General features: G+C 61.3%; 13 protein-coding genes and 1 pseudogene. 7 read left to right on the top strand and 7 right to left on the bottom strand.

Annotated features, from left to right (window positions below):
• The first annotated feature begins 27 nt into the window (after nucleotides 1–27).
• From CAF76_RS25005 to ligD, 3 genes are read left to right on the top strand one after another with little or no spacing between them, the layout of a single operon-like run.
• Nucleotides 28–1,404: an iron-containing redox enzyme family protein gene (locus CAF76_RS25005; RefSeq protein WP_085648858.1), complete on the top strand. Its 1,377-nt coding sequence runs from the start codon at nucleotides 28–30 to the stop codon at nucleotides 1,402–1,404.
• A gap of 11 nt (nucleotides 1,405–1,415) precedes the next feature.
• The gene (locus CAF76_RS25000) at nucleotides 1,416–2,369 is read left to right on the top strand and encodes a methyltransferase (protein WP_085648859.1); all 954 of its coding nucleotides are present in this window, start codon (nucleotides 1,416–1,418) and stop codon (nucleotides 2,367–2,369) included.
• Between the two features lie 17 nt (nucleotides 2,370–2,386).
• On the top strand, nucleotides 2,387–4,933 hold the full coding sequence (ligD, locus tag CAF76_RS24995) for a DNA ligase D (protein ID WP_085648860.1): 2,547 nt from the start codon (nucleotides 2,387–2,389) through the stop codon (nucleotides 4,931–4,933).
• Here ligD and CAF76_RS24990 read toward each other — a convergent pair whose 3' ends face one another.
• Entirely contained in the window at nucleotides 4,934–5,338 is a 405-nt protein-coding gene (locus tag CAF76_RS24990; protein ID WP_178076198.1) for a hypothetical protein, read from the bottom strand.
• A 117-nt stretch (nucleotides 5,339–5,455) separates the two neighbouring features.
• Nucleotides 5,456–5,770, bottom strand: coding sequence for a DUF2388 domain-containing protein (locus CAF76_RS24985; protein WP_011333537.1), 315 nt, complete (start codon nucleotides 5,768–5,770; stop codon nucleotides 5,456–5,458).
• A 247-nt stretch (nucleotides 5,771–6,017) separates the two neighbouring features.
• On the opposite strand from CAF76_RS24985, the pseudogene CAF76_RS29160 reads away from it, so the two are divergent.
• Together CAF76_RS29160 and CAF76_RS29155 are read left to right on the top strand one after the other, a co-directional pair.
• Nucleotides 6,018–6,776: pseudogene (locus CAF76_RS29160) on the top strand (MCP four helix bundle domain-containing protein); the annotation flags it as partial.
• Nucleotides 6,768–7,631 (top strand): methyl-accepting chemotaxis protein, encoded by an 864-nt coding sequence (locus CAF76_RS29155; protein ID WP_371857921.1) that lies wholly within the window; start codon nucleotides 6,768–6,770, stop codon nucleotides 7,629–7,631. The pseudogene CAF76_RS29160 and the gene CAF76_RS29155, both read left to right, overlap by 9 nt.
• A gap of 40 nt (nucleotides 7,632–7,671) precedes the next feature.
• On the opposite strand, the gene CAF76_RS24975 is transcribed toward CAF76_RS29155, so the two are convergent.
• Nucleotides 7,672–8,097, bottom strand: a complete 426-nt coding sequence (locus CAF76_RS24975) for a nuclear transport factor 2 family protein (RefSeq protein WP_085613009.1) — start codon at nucleotides 8,095–8,097, stop codon at nucleotides 7,672–7,674.
• Nucleotides 8,098–8,529: 432 nt separating this feature from the next.
• Between CAF76_RS24975 and mqo the strand changes: the two genes are divergently transcribed.
• Nucleotides 8,530–10,179 carry a malate dehydrogenase (quinone) gene (gene mqo, locus CAF76_RS24970; RefSeq protein ID WP_064595368.1) on the top strand — a complete coding sequence of 550 codons (1,650 nt, stop codon included), beginning with the start codon at nucleotides 8,530–8,532 and terminating at the stop codon, nucleotides 10,177–10,179.
• A 66-nt stretch (nucleotides 10,180–10,245) separates the two neighbouring features.
• On the opposite strand, the gene CAF76_RS24965 is transcribed toward mqo, so the two are convergent.
• The 3 genes from CAF76_RS24965 to CAF76_RS24950 form a co-directional block, all read right to left on the bottom strand.
• Nucleotides 10,246–10,674, bottom strand: coding sequence for a nuclear transport factor 2 family protein (locus CAF76_RS24965; protein ID WP_085648863.1), 429 nt, complete (start codon nucleotides 10,672–10,674; stop codon nucleotides 10,246–10,248).
• Nucleotides 10,675–11,077: 403 nt separating this feature from the next.
• The gene (locus CAF76_RS24955; RefSeq protein ID WP_085648864.1) at nucleotides 11,078–11,950 is read right to left on the bottom strand and encodes a CAP domain-containing protein; all 873 of its coding nucleotides are present in this window, start codon (nucleotides 11,948–11,950) and stop codon (nucleotides 11,078–11,080) included.
• A 130-nt stretch (nucleotides 11,951–12,080) separates the two neighbouring features.
• A complete protein-coding gene (locus CAF76_RS24950; protein ID WP_085648865.1) occupies nucleotides 12,081–12,851 on the bottom strand; it encodes an alpha/beta hydrolase in 771 nt (256 codons plus the stop codon).
• A gap of 111 nt (nucleotides 12,852–12,962) precedes the next feature.
• Here CAF76_RS24950 and CAF76_RS24945 point away from each other — a divergent pair, with 111 nt between their 5' ends.
• Nucleotides 12,963–13,907, top strand: coding sequence for an aldo/keto reductase (locus tag CAF76_RS24945; protein WP_085648866.1), 945 nt, complete (start codon nucleotides 12,963–12,965; stop codon nucleotides 13,905–13,907).
• Nucleotides 13,908–13,913: 6 nt separating this feature from the next.
• Here CAF76_RS24945 and CAF76_RS24940 read toward each other — a convergent pair whose 3' ends face one another.
• Complete coding sequence (locus CAF76_RS24940; RefSeq protein WP_085648867.1) at nucleotides 13,914–14,807, bottom strand: LysR family transcriptional regulator; 894 nt, start codon at nucleotides 14,805–14,807, stop codon at nucleotides 13,914–13,916.
• Between the last annotated feature and the right edge of the window lie 92 nt (nucleotides 14,808–14,899).

The raw sequence follows: 14,899 nt of genomic DNA, 5'->3' as shown, positions 1-14,899 counted from the left end.
TCCTGCCAATCGATCGAGAATATTGCCATGACTGTCCTGACTCACCTGCAAGCTGCCCCCGCCCCATCGCGTCCGCTCGATTCTCTGGGTGGGTTGCGGCGTATCCATGAAGCACTTTTATCCGATGAACATCCGCAGCCGCTGGCGCGCGCCTTTCTGGAAGATCACCTGCTGCAAGCCGCGCAGTTGGAGGATGAGCTGCCATCGGACCCCGCGCAGTGGCATGCCTGGGTGGCCGAGCACTGTGCCGATGTCGCCCGGCAATACGCCGACTACCTGCAACAACGCAAGGCTGGAGGCTCGCGGCAGTTCTTCAGTTGCAAGGCTCATGCGCTGTATTTCCTGCAAGCGGTGGCGCCGACCAAACTGGTCGATGGCGCCTGGCTCTACGGCTTGCTCGGACAGTGGCGCGATCCGCGTTTCAGCAGCCTGATCAGCACTTATCTGGAAGAACTGGGCGAGGGCAATCCGGCGCAGAACCACGTCGTGATCTACCGCCAGCTGCTCGCCGAACAGGGCCTCGAGCCCAGCAGTCCACTGCCCGACGAACGCTATCTGCAAGGCGCGCTGCAATTGGCCCTGGGTGCCGGCGGCATGGATTTTTTGCCGGAGGTGATCGGTTACAACCTTGGCTACGAACAACTGCCCTTACACCTGTTGATCAGCAGTTACGAGCTCAGTGAACTGGGGATCGATCCTTACTACTTCACTCTGCACGTGACCATCGACAATGCCAGCACCGGTCATGCGCAAAAAGCCGTTCAGGCCGTTCTGGATCTGCTGCCTCTGGAGGCTGATCGCCGCGATTTCCTGCGCCGGGTATCGCTGGGCTATCGGCTCAATGACCTGGGGCAGGGCAGCCGCGCAATCATCGAGGGCTTCGATCTGGAGCGCGAACTGTTGGCGATGCTTGAACGCAAGTGTCCGTTCGCTCAACACATGCACTCCGACTATTGCCGCTTCGAAGGCAAGACCGTCAATCAGTGGCTGGCCGATCCGCAGCAGCTGTCCGGATTCCTGCAGGCCATGCAGGACAAGGGCTGGATCAAGCGCCACGAAGATCCACAGAACAGCCGCTTCTGGCAATTGATCGATGGCGATGGCGCGGCGATGTTCGGCGTGTTCAGCGCCTATGAAAAACAACTGGTGCACGACTGGATTGCCGGTGACTGGATTTCTGCGGACAAAGCCGTCGCGTTCCGCCGCCGCCCCTCAGTCCCTGCGCCGATCGAGGTGCCCGAACAGGACCCCGATGTGCAGCGCCTGAATGCGGCACTGCAAGGGCAGGACGCTCACAGCAAGTTCGCAACGTTGATCCCCTGGCTCGCGCCGGCCCGGCACGCGCATCCGGCCGGGCTGCTTGCCACTCGCCAATTCATCCAACTCAAATCCGGCCTGCGTTAAGGAAATCATCAATGAATCAGGAAGAACAACTGTCTGCCAACGATCTGGTGCTGCTGCAACTGGGGCGGCGCCTGCAGGCCGACGGCTATCGTTTCATCACCCCGACGCCGCTGACCCATCAACGGATCAACCAGCGCGACGAAGGGCAGGCCGCCGATAGTCTGCGGGATGTGTTCGGATGGTCGCGCCCGTTCGAACCGGGCCTGCTGTCTGCCGATGAACAGCGACAATTGCTGGACGCTCAGGTGATTGACGCGTTCGACGGGCGCTTGAAGAGCCGGGTGCGCTGGTCGAGCCTGGATGACATGCTGTTCGTGCATTCCGGGTTTCCCACGGAAGCCGCCGATTCGGTGTTTTTCGGCCCGGATACCTATCGCTTTGCCCAACTGATCCACAGCCATTTGCAGCAGAACTTTGCGCCTATTCACCGGGCGGTGGACATCGGTTGTGGCGCCGGCGTTGGCGCAATCCTGATTGGCCGTGCCCGGCGCGAAGCGCAAGTGCTGGCGGTGGATATCAACCCCGCTGCGCTGCGCCTGACCACGATCAACGCGGCGCTGGCCGAAGTGGCCAACGTCGAGGTGCGCGCCAGTGATGTACTGCAAGGCGTCGATGGTGAATTCGACCTGATCGTCGCCAACCCGCCGTACATGGCCGATCCGGCCGGACGAGCTTACCGCCATGGCGGTGGGACGCTGGGGGCGGGGCTGTCGTTGCGCATCGTCGAACAGGCGCTCAATCACCTGACCCCCGGTGGTTCGCTGCTGCTGTACACCGGCGTGGCGATGGTCGATGGCCGCGACCCTTTCCTCGACACGGTATTGCCACGGCTGGATGAAAAACGGTTCGGCTGGACCTACCGTGAACTCGATCCCGATGTATTCGGCGAAGAGTTGCTCAATCCCGGCTATCAGCGCGTCGACCGGATTGCCGTGGTCGCGCTGACGGTGACTCGAACAGGTTGAAACAAGGCAGGTGCAGGATGAGCAGGAATCTCGACGACTACAACCGGATGCGTGACTTCTCGGCGACCTCGGAACCGGCAGCCGACCACCGGCGGGGCAAGAAGCCCGGCGGTGAGCAGGCTTTGCAATTCTGCATCCAGAAGCATGACGCTTCGCACCTGCATTATGACTTTCGCCTGGAACTCGACGGCGCGCTCAAGAGCTGGGCGGTGCCCAAGGGGCCGTCGCTGGATCCCAAGGTCAAGCGGTTGGCGGTGCATGTCGAAGATCACCCGCTGGACTACGCGACGTTCGAGGGCAGCATTCCCGAAGGGCATTACGGTGCCGGCGATGTGATCGTCTGGGATCGCGGCGTGTGGATTCCGCTGGAAGACCCGGAGAAAGCCTACGCCAAGGGCAAGCTCAAATTCGAACTGCGCGGCGAGAAGCTCGCCGGGGTTTGGAACTTGGTGCGCACCCACATGCCGGGCAAGAAAGAGCAGTGGTTTCTGATCAAGCATCAGGACAGCGCCGCACGCCCGCAAAGCGATTACGACGTGCTGGTCGCCGAGCCCGACAGTGTGCTCAGCGAGCGCACGATCGTCGACAAACCCCGGCTCAGTGCGAAGCAGGTCAAACCACTTAAAGGCCCGGCGAAAGCACCGCGCAAGCCAGCTTCCGGCAAACTCACTGGCGCCCACAAGGCGAGTATCCCGGCGCAGTTGAAACCTCAACTGGCGACTCTGGTGGAGAGCGCGCCGGAAGGGGATTGGCAATACGAAATCAAGTTCGACGGCTATCGGATCATGGCGCGTATCGATCAGGACGAGGTGCAGTTGTTCACCCGCAATGGCCATGACTGGACGCACAAATTGCCGAAACAGGCGCAAGCCCTGGCGGCGCTGGGCCTGGAGTCGGCGTGGCTGGATGGTGAGATGGTGGTCGCCGACGCGGACGGCGTGCCGGACTTTCAGGCCCTGCAAAACGCGTTCGATTCGGGACGCAGCGAAAACATCGTCTATTACCTGTTTGATCTGCCGTATCTGAACGGCGTCGACCTGCGCGAGGTGCCGGTGGAGGAACGGCGCGCAGCGCTGGCCACTGTTCTGAAAACCCATCAAGACCCGCTGCTGCGTTTCTCCGAAGCGTTCGACGAAACCCCGCAGGCCTTGCTCAACAGCGCCTGCCAGATGCGCATGGAAGGCCTGATCGGTAAACGCCTCGGCTCGTCTTACGTGTCGCGCCGCAGTAGCGACTGGATCAAGCTCAAGTGCAAGCATCGCCAGGAATTCGTGATCGTCGGCTATACCGATCCGAAAGGCGCGCGCAGTTCGTTCGGCGCGTTGCTGCTGGGTCTGCATGATCGTGACAGCGGCGAGTTGCGGTACGCCGGCAAGGTCGGCACCGGATTCAATGAAACCACCCTCAAGAGCATCCTCGCGCAGTTGAAACCGTTGCGAGTGAAAAAACCGGCAGTGGCCAACCCGCCCACAGGGTTCGAAGCCAAGGGTGTGCACTGGCTCAAGCCGAGTCTGCTGGCGGAAGTGGCCTTCGCCGAAATGACCCAGGACGGCTCGGTGCGTCACGCCGTGTTCCATGGCTTGCGCGACGACAAACCGGCCAAGGACATCACCGAGGAGCGCGCCAAACCTATGAAGACTTCAAAGACTGAATCTACCGCGCCGTCGCAATCCGGCCTGGCCGACGGCAAGGTGCGGATCACTCATCCCGATCGGGTGATCGATGCCAGCAGTGGCACCACCAAAATGCAGCTGGCCGAGTATTACGCCAGCGTCGCCGAATGGATTCTGCCGCAGCTCAAGGATCGCCCGGTGGCGCTGGTGCGCGCCCCGGATGGTATCGCCGGTGAGCTGTTCTTCCAGAAAAACGCCGAGAACCTGGCGATCCCCGGCATCCGCACGCTCGACAAGGAACTGACCGGCCAGCCGGTGATGCTGATCAACAACGCCGAAGCCTTGATCGGCGCGGTGCAGATGAGCACGGTCGAACTGCACACCTGGAACGCTACCACCACCGATCTGGACAAGCCCGACCGCTTTGTCCTCGACCTCGACCCGGACCCGGCGCTGCCGTGGAAAAGCATGGTCGAAGCCACAGCACTGACCCTGACCGTGCTGGATGAGCTGGGCCTCAAGGCGTTTCTCAAGACCAGCGGCGGCAAGGGCATTCATCTGGTGGTGCCGCTGACCCGCAAGCATGGCTGGGACGAGGTCAAGGATTTCAGCCACGCCATCGTCACGCACATGGCGAAATTGTTGCCGGAGCGTTTTTCTGCGGTGTCCGGGCCGAAAAATCGCGTAGGGCGGATCTTCATCGATTACCTGCGCAACGGCTTGGGCGCCACCACCATTTGCGCCTACGCGGCGCGTACCCGTGAAGGGTTGCCGGTGTCGGTGCCGCTGTTTCGGGAGGAGGTCGGCGAGATCAAAGGTGCCGATCAATGGACCGTGCACAACGTTCACGAACGGCTGGCGGACGTGGGCGATGAACCTTGGGCGGATCTGAAGAAAACCCGGCAGAGCATCACAGCGGAGATGCGCAAGCGGGTGGGCATGAAGAAATGATCAGGTGTCGCGCAGCAAGTCGTGGGCGTTGAGCAGATCGAACGCGACTTGCGGATTGTTTTCCAGGCCACGGCGGATGGCGGCCGGGATGGTTTTTCGGGTTTTGCGGCAGAGCCCTGGAAGCTCTTCGACCTCGATTTCGATGCCGCCTCGCACAGTCCGCACTTCACCGAACTTCGGCGCGATCAGCACACGAATACCTAGCTGATCGAACATCTTGCCTTGCAGCCGCTGGAGGTCGGCGAGGTCTTTGAGGTTTTCCAGTCGCTCGAGCAGACGCTTTTCTTCCTCGCGGGTCAGCAACAGGATGCGCACATCCGCGCCGGGCGTTTCCAGCAGCGGATCACGCCCGCAGATGCACAGACCCGGCGGGCAAGGGGAGCGGAGTGAGGCGGAAATCGTCATGGCCTCCATCATAGAGGCCGTTCGACGGTTTTGCCCATGGTCGTTCGCCAGCCGTCCATCGGCAGGGCGTAACGGTGGCAAGTCCGTCAGCCACCATCATCATCGAACGTGCCGTGGTTACTGCGACAGACCTTCGTACTGAACCAGGATGGCGTTGGCCAGCTCTTCATCGCTGGCGTTCAGGCCAGGATTGTCCTGACGCACCTGCTGCAGTACCGATTCCAGGTACACGCCACGGATCGTTCCGCCGCTGGCGACGAATGCCGACAAGTCGTCACGGGCCGGAATCACCATTTTGTGATCCTTGAACGTGGAATACAGCGAGGCGGAAACGCCGGCCGAAGTGGCGACATCCCCCGCATCCACGCGGGCGAAAGCCGAACCGAAAGGCAGGCACAGCATAAGAGACGAAACCAGTAGTAAACGACGCATGACGGTGTTCCTCCAGCAGCGTAAAGCGAAAAGGAAGTACCACATAATGTGAGAGGTGTCGGCGGGCACGGGAGTTCCGTAAGTCGGCTCAGGCGGTAGGGGGCGGAATGAGAACCGTCGCACAGTGCGGCATTTTTACCGGATGTAACGACACACGCTGAGACGCTCTAACGCAGCGGGTTCATGGAAATAGGCTTAACTGAAGCGTTGAACGGCGCCGCGTGGCGCGACCTGGGAGGAAATCACGGTGTCGATCAAACTGCGTTTGGTGTTGCTGATTGCGACCGGCCTGCTGACGGCGCTGATCGTGAGCCTGGTCAGTTACGTCGGCAATCAGCGGATGGCTTCGGCGGTCAGTGACAACGCGGTCAGCATGAGCGCGCTGCGCAACCACATGGAAGCCGACATGATGCACGACGCCCTGCGCGCGGACGTGTATTCGGCGATGCTGGTGGGGCTGGGCAAAAGCACCAGTTCGGCGGACGAGGTGCGCAGTTCGGTCGAAGAGCATGCGACGCATTTTCGCGAAGTGCTGGGTGAAAACCTCAAGCTGCCGGTCAATCCGACGATCAAGTCCGCGCTGGAACAGATCAAGCCCAGCCTCGACACCTACATCAGCGCCGGCGAGCAGATCGTCGGTCTTGCACTGGAAAATCCGGACAGCGCCCAGCAGCAACTGGGGACCTTCAATACCGCGTTCAGCCAGCTCGAAGAACAGATGGCTGCTCTCAGCGAGCTGATCGAAACCAATACCCGACACACCAGCGAAGGCACCGAGGCGGCGATCCACAATGCCAATATCGCCCTCGGCATTGTCCTGGTCGCCAGTCTGTTGCTGCTGTTGGCCCAGGGCCGGTGGGTGATCCTGAGCATCATGGGTCCGCTGAAATCCGCCAGCCGCATCGCCGAAAGCATTGCTCACGGCAACCTCAGCGAGCCGATCGCCGAACCGTCCGGCAAGGACGAAGCCAGTGCGCTGATCCGCACGCTGGCCACGATGCAGCGCGACCTGCGGGACATGATCGACGTGGTGCGACGCAACGCCCACGGCGTCAGCGGCATGAGTGAGCAACTGAGCCACGGCTGCCATCAGGTGGCCGACAGCAGTCAGCAGCAAAGCACCGCCGCCGGCACCATGGCCGCCGCCGCGAGCCAGATGACCGCCAGCATCGAGGAAATCACCCGGCACGCCGAGCGTGCACTGGACATGGCCAGCCAGGCCGAGTCACTGGCGAAGAACGGCGGACAGGTGATCCATCAGGTGGTCAGCGACATGGACGACATCGCCCGTTCCGCCCAGCAATCGGCGCAGGTGATCCGCACCCTGGATCAGGAGTCCGAAGGCATTTTCAACATCATCCAGGTGATCAAGAGCATCGCCGACCAGACCAACCTGCTGGCGCTCAACGCAGCCATCGAGGCAGCCCGGGCGGGCGAGCAGGGCAGGGGCTTTGCGGTGGTGGCCGATGAGGTGCGCAGTCTGGCTGCGCGCACCAGTGCGTCAACTCAGGAAATCGCCGCGATGGTCGCGCGCATCCAGAACAGCACCCGCGAGGCCGTCAGCAGCATGGAGGCGGGCGTCGCCCAGGTCGACAAAGGCATGGCGGTCACCGCCGACGTCGAGCGCGCCATCCGCGAAATCCTCGACGCCACCCTGAGCACCACGCAACTGGTCAACGACATCACCCGCACCATCGGCGAACAGAGCCAGGCCAGCAACGAAATTGCCCATCAGGTGGAGATGATCGCGGGCATGTCGGAGGGCAACAGCAAGGTCATCGGCGAGACGGCCAATACCACGGACGAACTGTCGAGTCTGGCGGGGCGGCTGGCGCAGTCGGTGGATCGGTTCAGGTTATAGGAGCGGACTCTGCCGCCTCTTCGACGGCAGAGCTCATGCATCAGAACTTGTACGCCTGACGCCCCACCAGCAACCACTTGCCAGCCTGCTTCTGCCAGATCTGGAAGTTCTCGATTTCCGTCGGCACGACTTCGGTGCCTTTGAGGGCCTGCGCCGAAAAGTGATGGCGTACCAGCGCAGTATCTCCGGAAAGCGTGATGGTCTGATTTTGCATCTCCAGGGTCTTGAACGCGCTCTTGCCGGTTTCGATATCGGCGATGAAGGCTTTCTTGTCCTGGATCTTGCCGCTGGAGTGGCCGTAGGTGAGGTTGTCGGCGGTCAGGGCGTTCAGTTCGGCGATGTCCTTGTGCAGCATCGCCTGGGTCAGGTGATCGACGGCCTGGGCGACGTCCTGTTCCGCCGGGGCGGCGGCGACGTAGCCGCTGAAAACACAGAAAAGACCGAGCAGCACTTTGCTTTTGTTCATGAGAATTCCTTGTTGTTGTAGGTTTCGGAACGACTGGATCATTTGTCAGTCGTCGTACAACTTATCAGGAAGAGGACCGCGTTTGAAAGCGCTTGAGGAACCAATCGAAAACTATCCGGTCGCGAACAGACGCGCGGGTTTGCCATGACGTGATATTCTTCGCGCCACTTGTTTTGACCCAATTCAGTCTGGTGTGCTTTTCGGCGGGCCAGGCAGAACCCCTGTCGCTCAAGTAGCTGAAGCCAATAATGATAAGAAGTCAGTTCAGAAGGGACATATAACTGAGGTCGACACTGCCTGTCGGTCTTGTGTGCCCACCCGTCAAAATTGAAGTGTGCCGGAACCCGCGACGCTGGCCTGAGTGTCGCGAAAGAGGGGACCTCATACGTACAACAGCGGCGGGCGGAAGGCGTTTTATCATAGGTGCAACGGATGTTTAAAAAAGTGAACACAGCCTTGCTGGGGCTGGCTTTGGCGATGGGGATGTCTTCCGCCAATGCCGAGGAAGCAAAGAAAGTCGACGTCCTGCTGATCGGCGGCGGCATCATGAGCACCACCCTGGGTGTGTGGATCAATGAGCTGGAACCGACCTGGTCGATGGAAATGGTCGAGCGCCTCGATGGCGTCGCCCTGGAAAGCTCCAACGGCTGGAACAACGCCGGTACCGGTCACTCGGCGCTCGCCGAGCTGAACTACACCCCGGAAGACGACAAGGGCAATGTCACCATCCCCAAAGCCGTCGAGATCAACGAAGCGTTCCAGGTCTCCCGTCAGTTCTGGGCCTGGCAGGTTCGTCAAGGCGTCCTGAAGGACCCTCGTTCGTTCATCAACACCACTCCGCACATGAGCTTCGTGTGGGGCGATGACAACATCAAGTTCCTGAAAAAGCGCTATGAAGCCCTGCAAGCGAGCCCGCTGTTCGCCGGCATGCAGTACTCCGAAGATCCGGCTGTGATCAAGAAGTGGGTTCCGCTGATGATGGAAGGGCGTGACCCGAACCAGAAAATCGCGGCCACCTGGAGCCCGCTGGGTACCGACATGAACTTCGGCGAAATCACCCGCCAGTTCGCCGGTTACCTGCAGACCAAGCCTAACTTCAACTTGAAGCTGTCGAGCGAAGTGCAAGACATCACCAAGAATGCAGATGGCACCTGGCGCGTCAGCTACAAGAATCTGAAAGACGGCACCAAGACTGAAACCGACGCCAAGTTCGTGTTCATCGGTGCCGGCGGCGGTGCCCTGCACCTGCTGCAGAAGTCCGGTATTGAAGAAGCCAAGGAATACGCTGGCTTCCCGGTAGGCGGCTCGTTCCTGGTGACCGATAACCCGGCCATCGCCGAACAGCACCTGGCCAAGGCCTACGGTAAAGCTTCGGTTGGCGCGCCTCCGATGTCCGTTCCGCACCTGGACACCCGTGTCCTGGACGGCAAGCGCGTCATCCTGTTTGGCCCGTTCGCGACCTTCAGCACCAAGTTCCTGAAAGAAGGTTCGTACCTGGACCTGCTGACCAGCACCACCACCCACAACATCTGGCCTATGACCCGGGTCGGCATCAAGGAATACCCGCTGGTCGAGTACCTGGCCGGTCAACTGATGCTGTCGGATGAAGACCGTCTGAACGCGCTGAAGGAATACTTCCCGAACGCCAAAGCCGAAGACTGGCGCCTGTGGCAAGCCGGCCAACGCGTGCAAATCATCAAGCGTGATGAAGCCGCTGGCGGCGTGCTGAAACTGGGCACCGAAATCGTTGCTTCCAAAGACGGCTCCATCGCCGGTCTGCTGGGCGCATCCCCAGGCGCATCGACCGCTGCACCGATCATGCTGAGCGTGCTGCAGAAAGTCTTCAAAGACAAAGTCGCCAGCCCTGAGTGGCAAGCCAAGCTGCACCAGATCGTTCCAAGCTACGGCACCCAGCTGAACAACGATCCAGCCAAAGTGGCTGAAGAGTGGGCTTACACCGCCAAGATCCTGCAACTGCCAACCCCTCCGGTGATTGGCCAGGTTGCAGCTCCAGCGGCGGACGCCTCGGCTGAAAAAGCCCCGGCTCCGAAAGAAAGCGCTGCACGTGACATGGCTCTGTAACTAGACGCCTGACACACGAAGCCCACTGAACCGGTGACGGTCAGTGGGCTTTTTTGTGTCCGGGTTTCAGGCCTTGGCTGCCGCCAGATAAGCTCCCAACCGCCGTCCCATCTCTTCGCCCAACGCCTGCAACCCACTCAACGGCCGCACCATCACCTCGAACTCGACGATCTTGCCCTGTTCATCGAAACGAATCATGTCGATGCCCTTGAGCTCTTTCGCTCCGACTTTGGCGCTGAATTCCAGCACCACATTCAAACCGTCGGCCGTCGCCAGTTCACGGTGGTATTTGAAGTCTTCAAACACTTCGAACACGGTATTGAGGATCATCGCGACCACCGGCGCACCCGGGTAAGGCGTGTGGGCCATGGGCGAGCGGAAAACCGCTTTGGGATCGAGCAGTTCTGGCAGGGCCTTGAGGTTGCCGGTGCGGATCATCTCGTGCCAGCGGTTCAGGGATTCGGCGGCTTTGGGGTGCAGGTTCAGGTCGGACATGGTTTCACTCCTGTATTTTTTGTTGTTTTTGGCGCGGCGCCCATGACTCTAGATCAAAGCGGCGCAATGGAAACCCTCGGTCCCGATCTGAATATCGACACATGCGTCAGCCCGATCCATCTGATCCGCTTTTTCCTGTCGAATCTGCATCTGTAACCATCTCAGCCACAGGCCCAAAATGGCCCTGCCGTTCGGCCATACGCGACGCGCTTCATTCCGAAGCGCTCGGTGCGCCGGACATTGAGTATTCAGGAGGCCTTCATGGCTAAGATGGCGATTTTCCTCGGCGGCTTTCTTGTGTTGACCATCATGATTGGCGTTCTTGCCACGATTTCTCCGGTCTGACTATCCGACGTCGAGTTGCGGCATACAGCGCTTTTCGACGTTTTCGGGTGGAACCTGATCAAGGCGCCCCGAACAACATCGTCCAGTAAACCCCTTCATCACTGCGCGCCTCACTGGCAAACCCGGCGCCGACCTGGGTGAACATCGGGTTCATCAGGTTGGCGCAGTGCCCGGGGCTGGCCAGCCAGCCGGCCATGGCCTTGCCCGGTGAGCTTTGCCCGGCGGCGATGTTTTCGCCGATCTGCCGGCCACGGTAGCCGGCCGCACGGGCGCGATCTGCCGGGCCGTCGCCGTCCGGGTCGCGGTGAGCGAAGTAGTTGCCGTAGGCCATGGCCTTGCTGTGCCCCTGGGCGGCGGCGCCGAGCGCCGGATTCCAGCTCAAGGGCCGGGCGGCGGCGAAGCGCTGGCGACCGCACATGCGCGGTCGGGCACGGGCGGCGTTGACCTCTGCCAGCAGGGCCTTGCCGACGCTGCGGGTGTCGCCGACGCGGCTGTCGAGCACTGGCCGGGCCAGCACCACTTGCCATTCGCTGCGGGCGCGGCTGATGCCGATGTCGGCGTATTGACCGTCGAGCAACGCGCCGCAGTAATCGTCTTGCAGCATTTCGAACGCCTCTTCGGCGTCCTGCGCGCCGACAATCCGGATGCTGCGCACCGCCACGGCTGCGTAGCCGGAATCTTTCAATCGTTCGCGCAATCCACCGCCGTAGCCGTAGCCATAGCCGACCGGCAACGCCAGGTTCGACTTCAGTGTCAGCGGCGCCAGCCGTTGGGCCGGGCGTCGGTCACATCGTTGCGGATGGGCGCGGTAGTCGTTGATGGCGGCCACCAGTTGTCGCTCGGCGCCGGCGTGGGCAGAGGGGGCGAGCAGGGGAGAAAGGATCAACAGGCACAGCGAAACGAAGCGAGACGAACGAACGGCGTGGCGCATGGGACGCAAAGCTCTGAACAAAGACAAGGCTGAAGGAAAGTGAACCGCAGAACGCGGCGCGGGTAGGACTGGCGTTTTTGCACTTGGTTCACGAGGCGACGCCGGGTTTCTACGGCTGCCGACGAAGTGCTCAGCGATTCAACACATCCTGCATCCATTGCAGATATTGCGGCCGTTCGGAAATCGAATTGTGCGCCGCGTCCGCCACCACTTTGAGCGTGGCCACACCGTCGGGAAAACTGTGCAGCAAGCGCTCGGTGCTGGCCCGTGGAATCACCTCGTCATCGCTCGCCGCCAGCAGCAGCGTCGGCACGCGGATATGCGCCGCGTACTGGCCCGACCGGAAACGATCCTTGAGCAACCACTGCACCGGCACCCACGGGTATTGACGGGCGGCGATTTCCTCGAGGCTGTTATAGGGCGTGACCAGAATCAGCCGTTCCACCGGCCGCTGGCTGGCCAGCCGCACCGCGACGCCGGAACCGAGGCTGCGCCCCAGCAGCGCGACCTGCGGGTGACTGGCATACACCTGATCGAACAACGCCAGCGCATCCTCGGCGATCGCTTCTTCTGAGGGCGAACCGCCGCTGCCGCCAAATCCCCGGTAATGCAGCAAATACAATGAATAGTCAGGAAATGCCTCGGAAAACTCCGGCAGATTGCGCGAAACGTCCTCGGCATTGCCGCCGAAATAGATCAGTGCTCTGGCCCCGACGCGCTCGCGCGCAGTCACGCGGATCTCGGCGTCGGGCATGGCCAGCGTCAACCGTGACTCCGGTGAATCGAGGCTGGCGGGCTGCGGAAAATAAATCAGCGCCCGCTGAAACACGAACAGCGCCGCGCACAGGATCAGGTACACGGCGAGGATCAATGCGACGAGTGACAACAGGGTTCTGGACATTCGACTAACGTTAACCGGGCGCGCAGGTTGGCTGTCGCAGTGTAGTCCAACGGTTTTGCGGGCTGCATCAAAACACAAGGTGCAACAGATCCACGGGGCAAGGGCGCCAGTATGAACCACACTGAGGGATATTCCCGCCGCCGGTTGCTGACGCTGGCAGCCGGGGTGTCAGCGGTTTTCACCTTTGACCGGGCGCTGGCCGCCATTACGTCGCCGAACGCCACAGGAGCCCAGACCATGCAGACCCGCGCCATCCCTTCGAGCTCCGAGCCACTGCCGCTGGTGGGGTTGGGCACTTATCGTGGTTTCGACGTCGCCCCTGGCGATCCGGTCTACAAGCAATTGCCGGCGGTGCTCGGCGAGCTGTTCAAAAAGGGCGGCACGGTGATCGACAGCTCGCCCATGTATGGCCGCGCCGAGGAAACCACCGGTGAATTACTGTCGATCCACGAACCGCGCTCGCCGGCATTTCTGGCGACCAAGGTCTGGACCCGTGGTCGCGAGGAGGGCATCGCGCAGATGGAGCAGTCGTTCAGCCTGCTGCGCACCGAGCGCATCGACCTGATGCAGATCCACAACCTGCTCGACTGGCAAACCCACCTGCCGACCCTGCGCGAATGGAAAGAGCAGGGCCGCATCCGCTACATCGGCATCACCCACTACACGCCGTCGGCGTATGAGGAGGTGGAAGCGGTGCTCAAGGCCGAGTCGCTGGATTTCCTGCAAATCAACTACGCGCTCGATGATCGCGGGGTCGAGAAGCGCATCCTGCCGCTGTGCCGCGAACGCGGGGTGGCGGTGATCTGCAACCGGCCGTTCGGCGGCGGCGACCTGCTCGCGCGGCTCAAGGGCAAACCGCTGCCGGGTTGGGCAGCTCAGGTGGGGGCGAAGAGCTGGCCGCAACTGGCACTGAAATTTCTGCTGGCGCATCCGGCGGTGACCTGCGTGATTCCCGGCACCAGCAACCCGCTGTACATGGCCGACAACGCCGGCGCCGGGTTCGGGCTGATGCTGACCGATGCGCAGCGTCAGCAGTTGATTGCGCTGGTGGACTAGACGGTTTCAGCCTTGATAGCGCAGCGCCGCCAGCAACAATGCAAAAGCCGGCGCTGTCTGGCGCCGGCTCGGGTAGTAGAGGTGATATCCGGAAAACACCGGGCACCAATCCTCCAGTACTTGTATCAGGCGACCTTCAGCCAGACAGGGGGCGACGATGTTCTCCGGGATGTAACTCAGGCCGAAACCGTCGAGTGCGGCGTCCAGTAATGGATAGACGCCGTTGAGGGTGACCTGTCCGCAGACTCGCACCTTCAGGCGTTCGCCATCCTTCTCGAACTCCCAGGCGTATAGACCGCCGTTGGTAGGCAGGCGCAAGTTATTGCAAGCGTGGTCGGTCAGATCACGCGGGGTTTTCGGTACGGCGCGTCTGGCGAAATAGGCGGGCGAGCCGACCACCGCCATGCGCATGTCCGGGCCGATACGAGTGGCGATCATGCCTTGTGCGACATCCTCGCCCAGCCGTACGCCGGCATCGAAACCCTGACCTGCGATGTCGACGAAACTGTAGTCGCAGCTGACTTCGACGGAGATGTCCGGGTATTGCATAAGAAATTCTTTGAGGACCGGTCGCAACAGCCAGTTCAGCGAGTGATCGGTGGCGCTGAGACGGATCTTGCCGGCGGGCGTTTCCCGCAGGTTGCTGAGGGCGGCCAGTTCCGATTCGATCTCTTCGAAGCGCGGGCCGATGGTTTGCAGCAAGTGCTCACCAGCCTCGGTGGGAGAGACACTACGGGTGGTGCGGATCAGCAGGCGCAGGCCCAGCCGGGTTTCAAGGCTGCGGATCGTATGACTGAGCGCCGACTGCGAAACGCCAAGTTTGGCAGCTGCTTTGGTGAAACTGCGCTCACGCGCCACGGCGAGGAAAGCGAGCAGATCACTGGCATTTTCCCGAAGCATTAATGAGTGCCCTGCATAAGTTTTTTTGAATTCTAGTCGATTATCTGAAGAGTCGGGCTGGTTAAAGTGGAGGCTGTCCCTTTTCTGGAGAG

The sequence above is a fragment of the Pseudomonas sp. B40(2017) genome, assembly GCF_002112855.1.
In the GTDB taxonomy this organism is placed as follows: Bacteria; Pseudomonadota; Gammaproteobacteria; order Pseudomonadales; family Pseudomonadaceae; genus Aquipseudomonas; species Aquipseudomonas pharyngis.
Note: the sequence above shows the minus strand (reverse complement) of the source record. Positions and strands in the feature narration are given on the sequence as shown.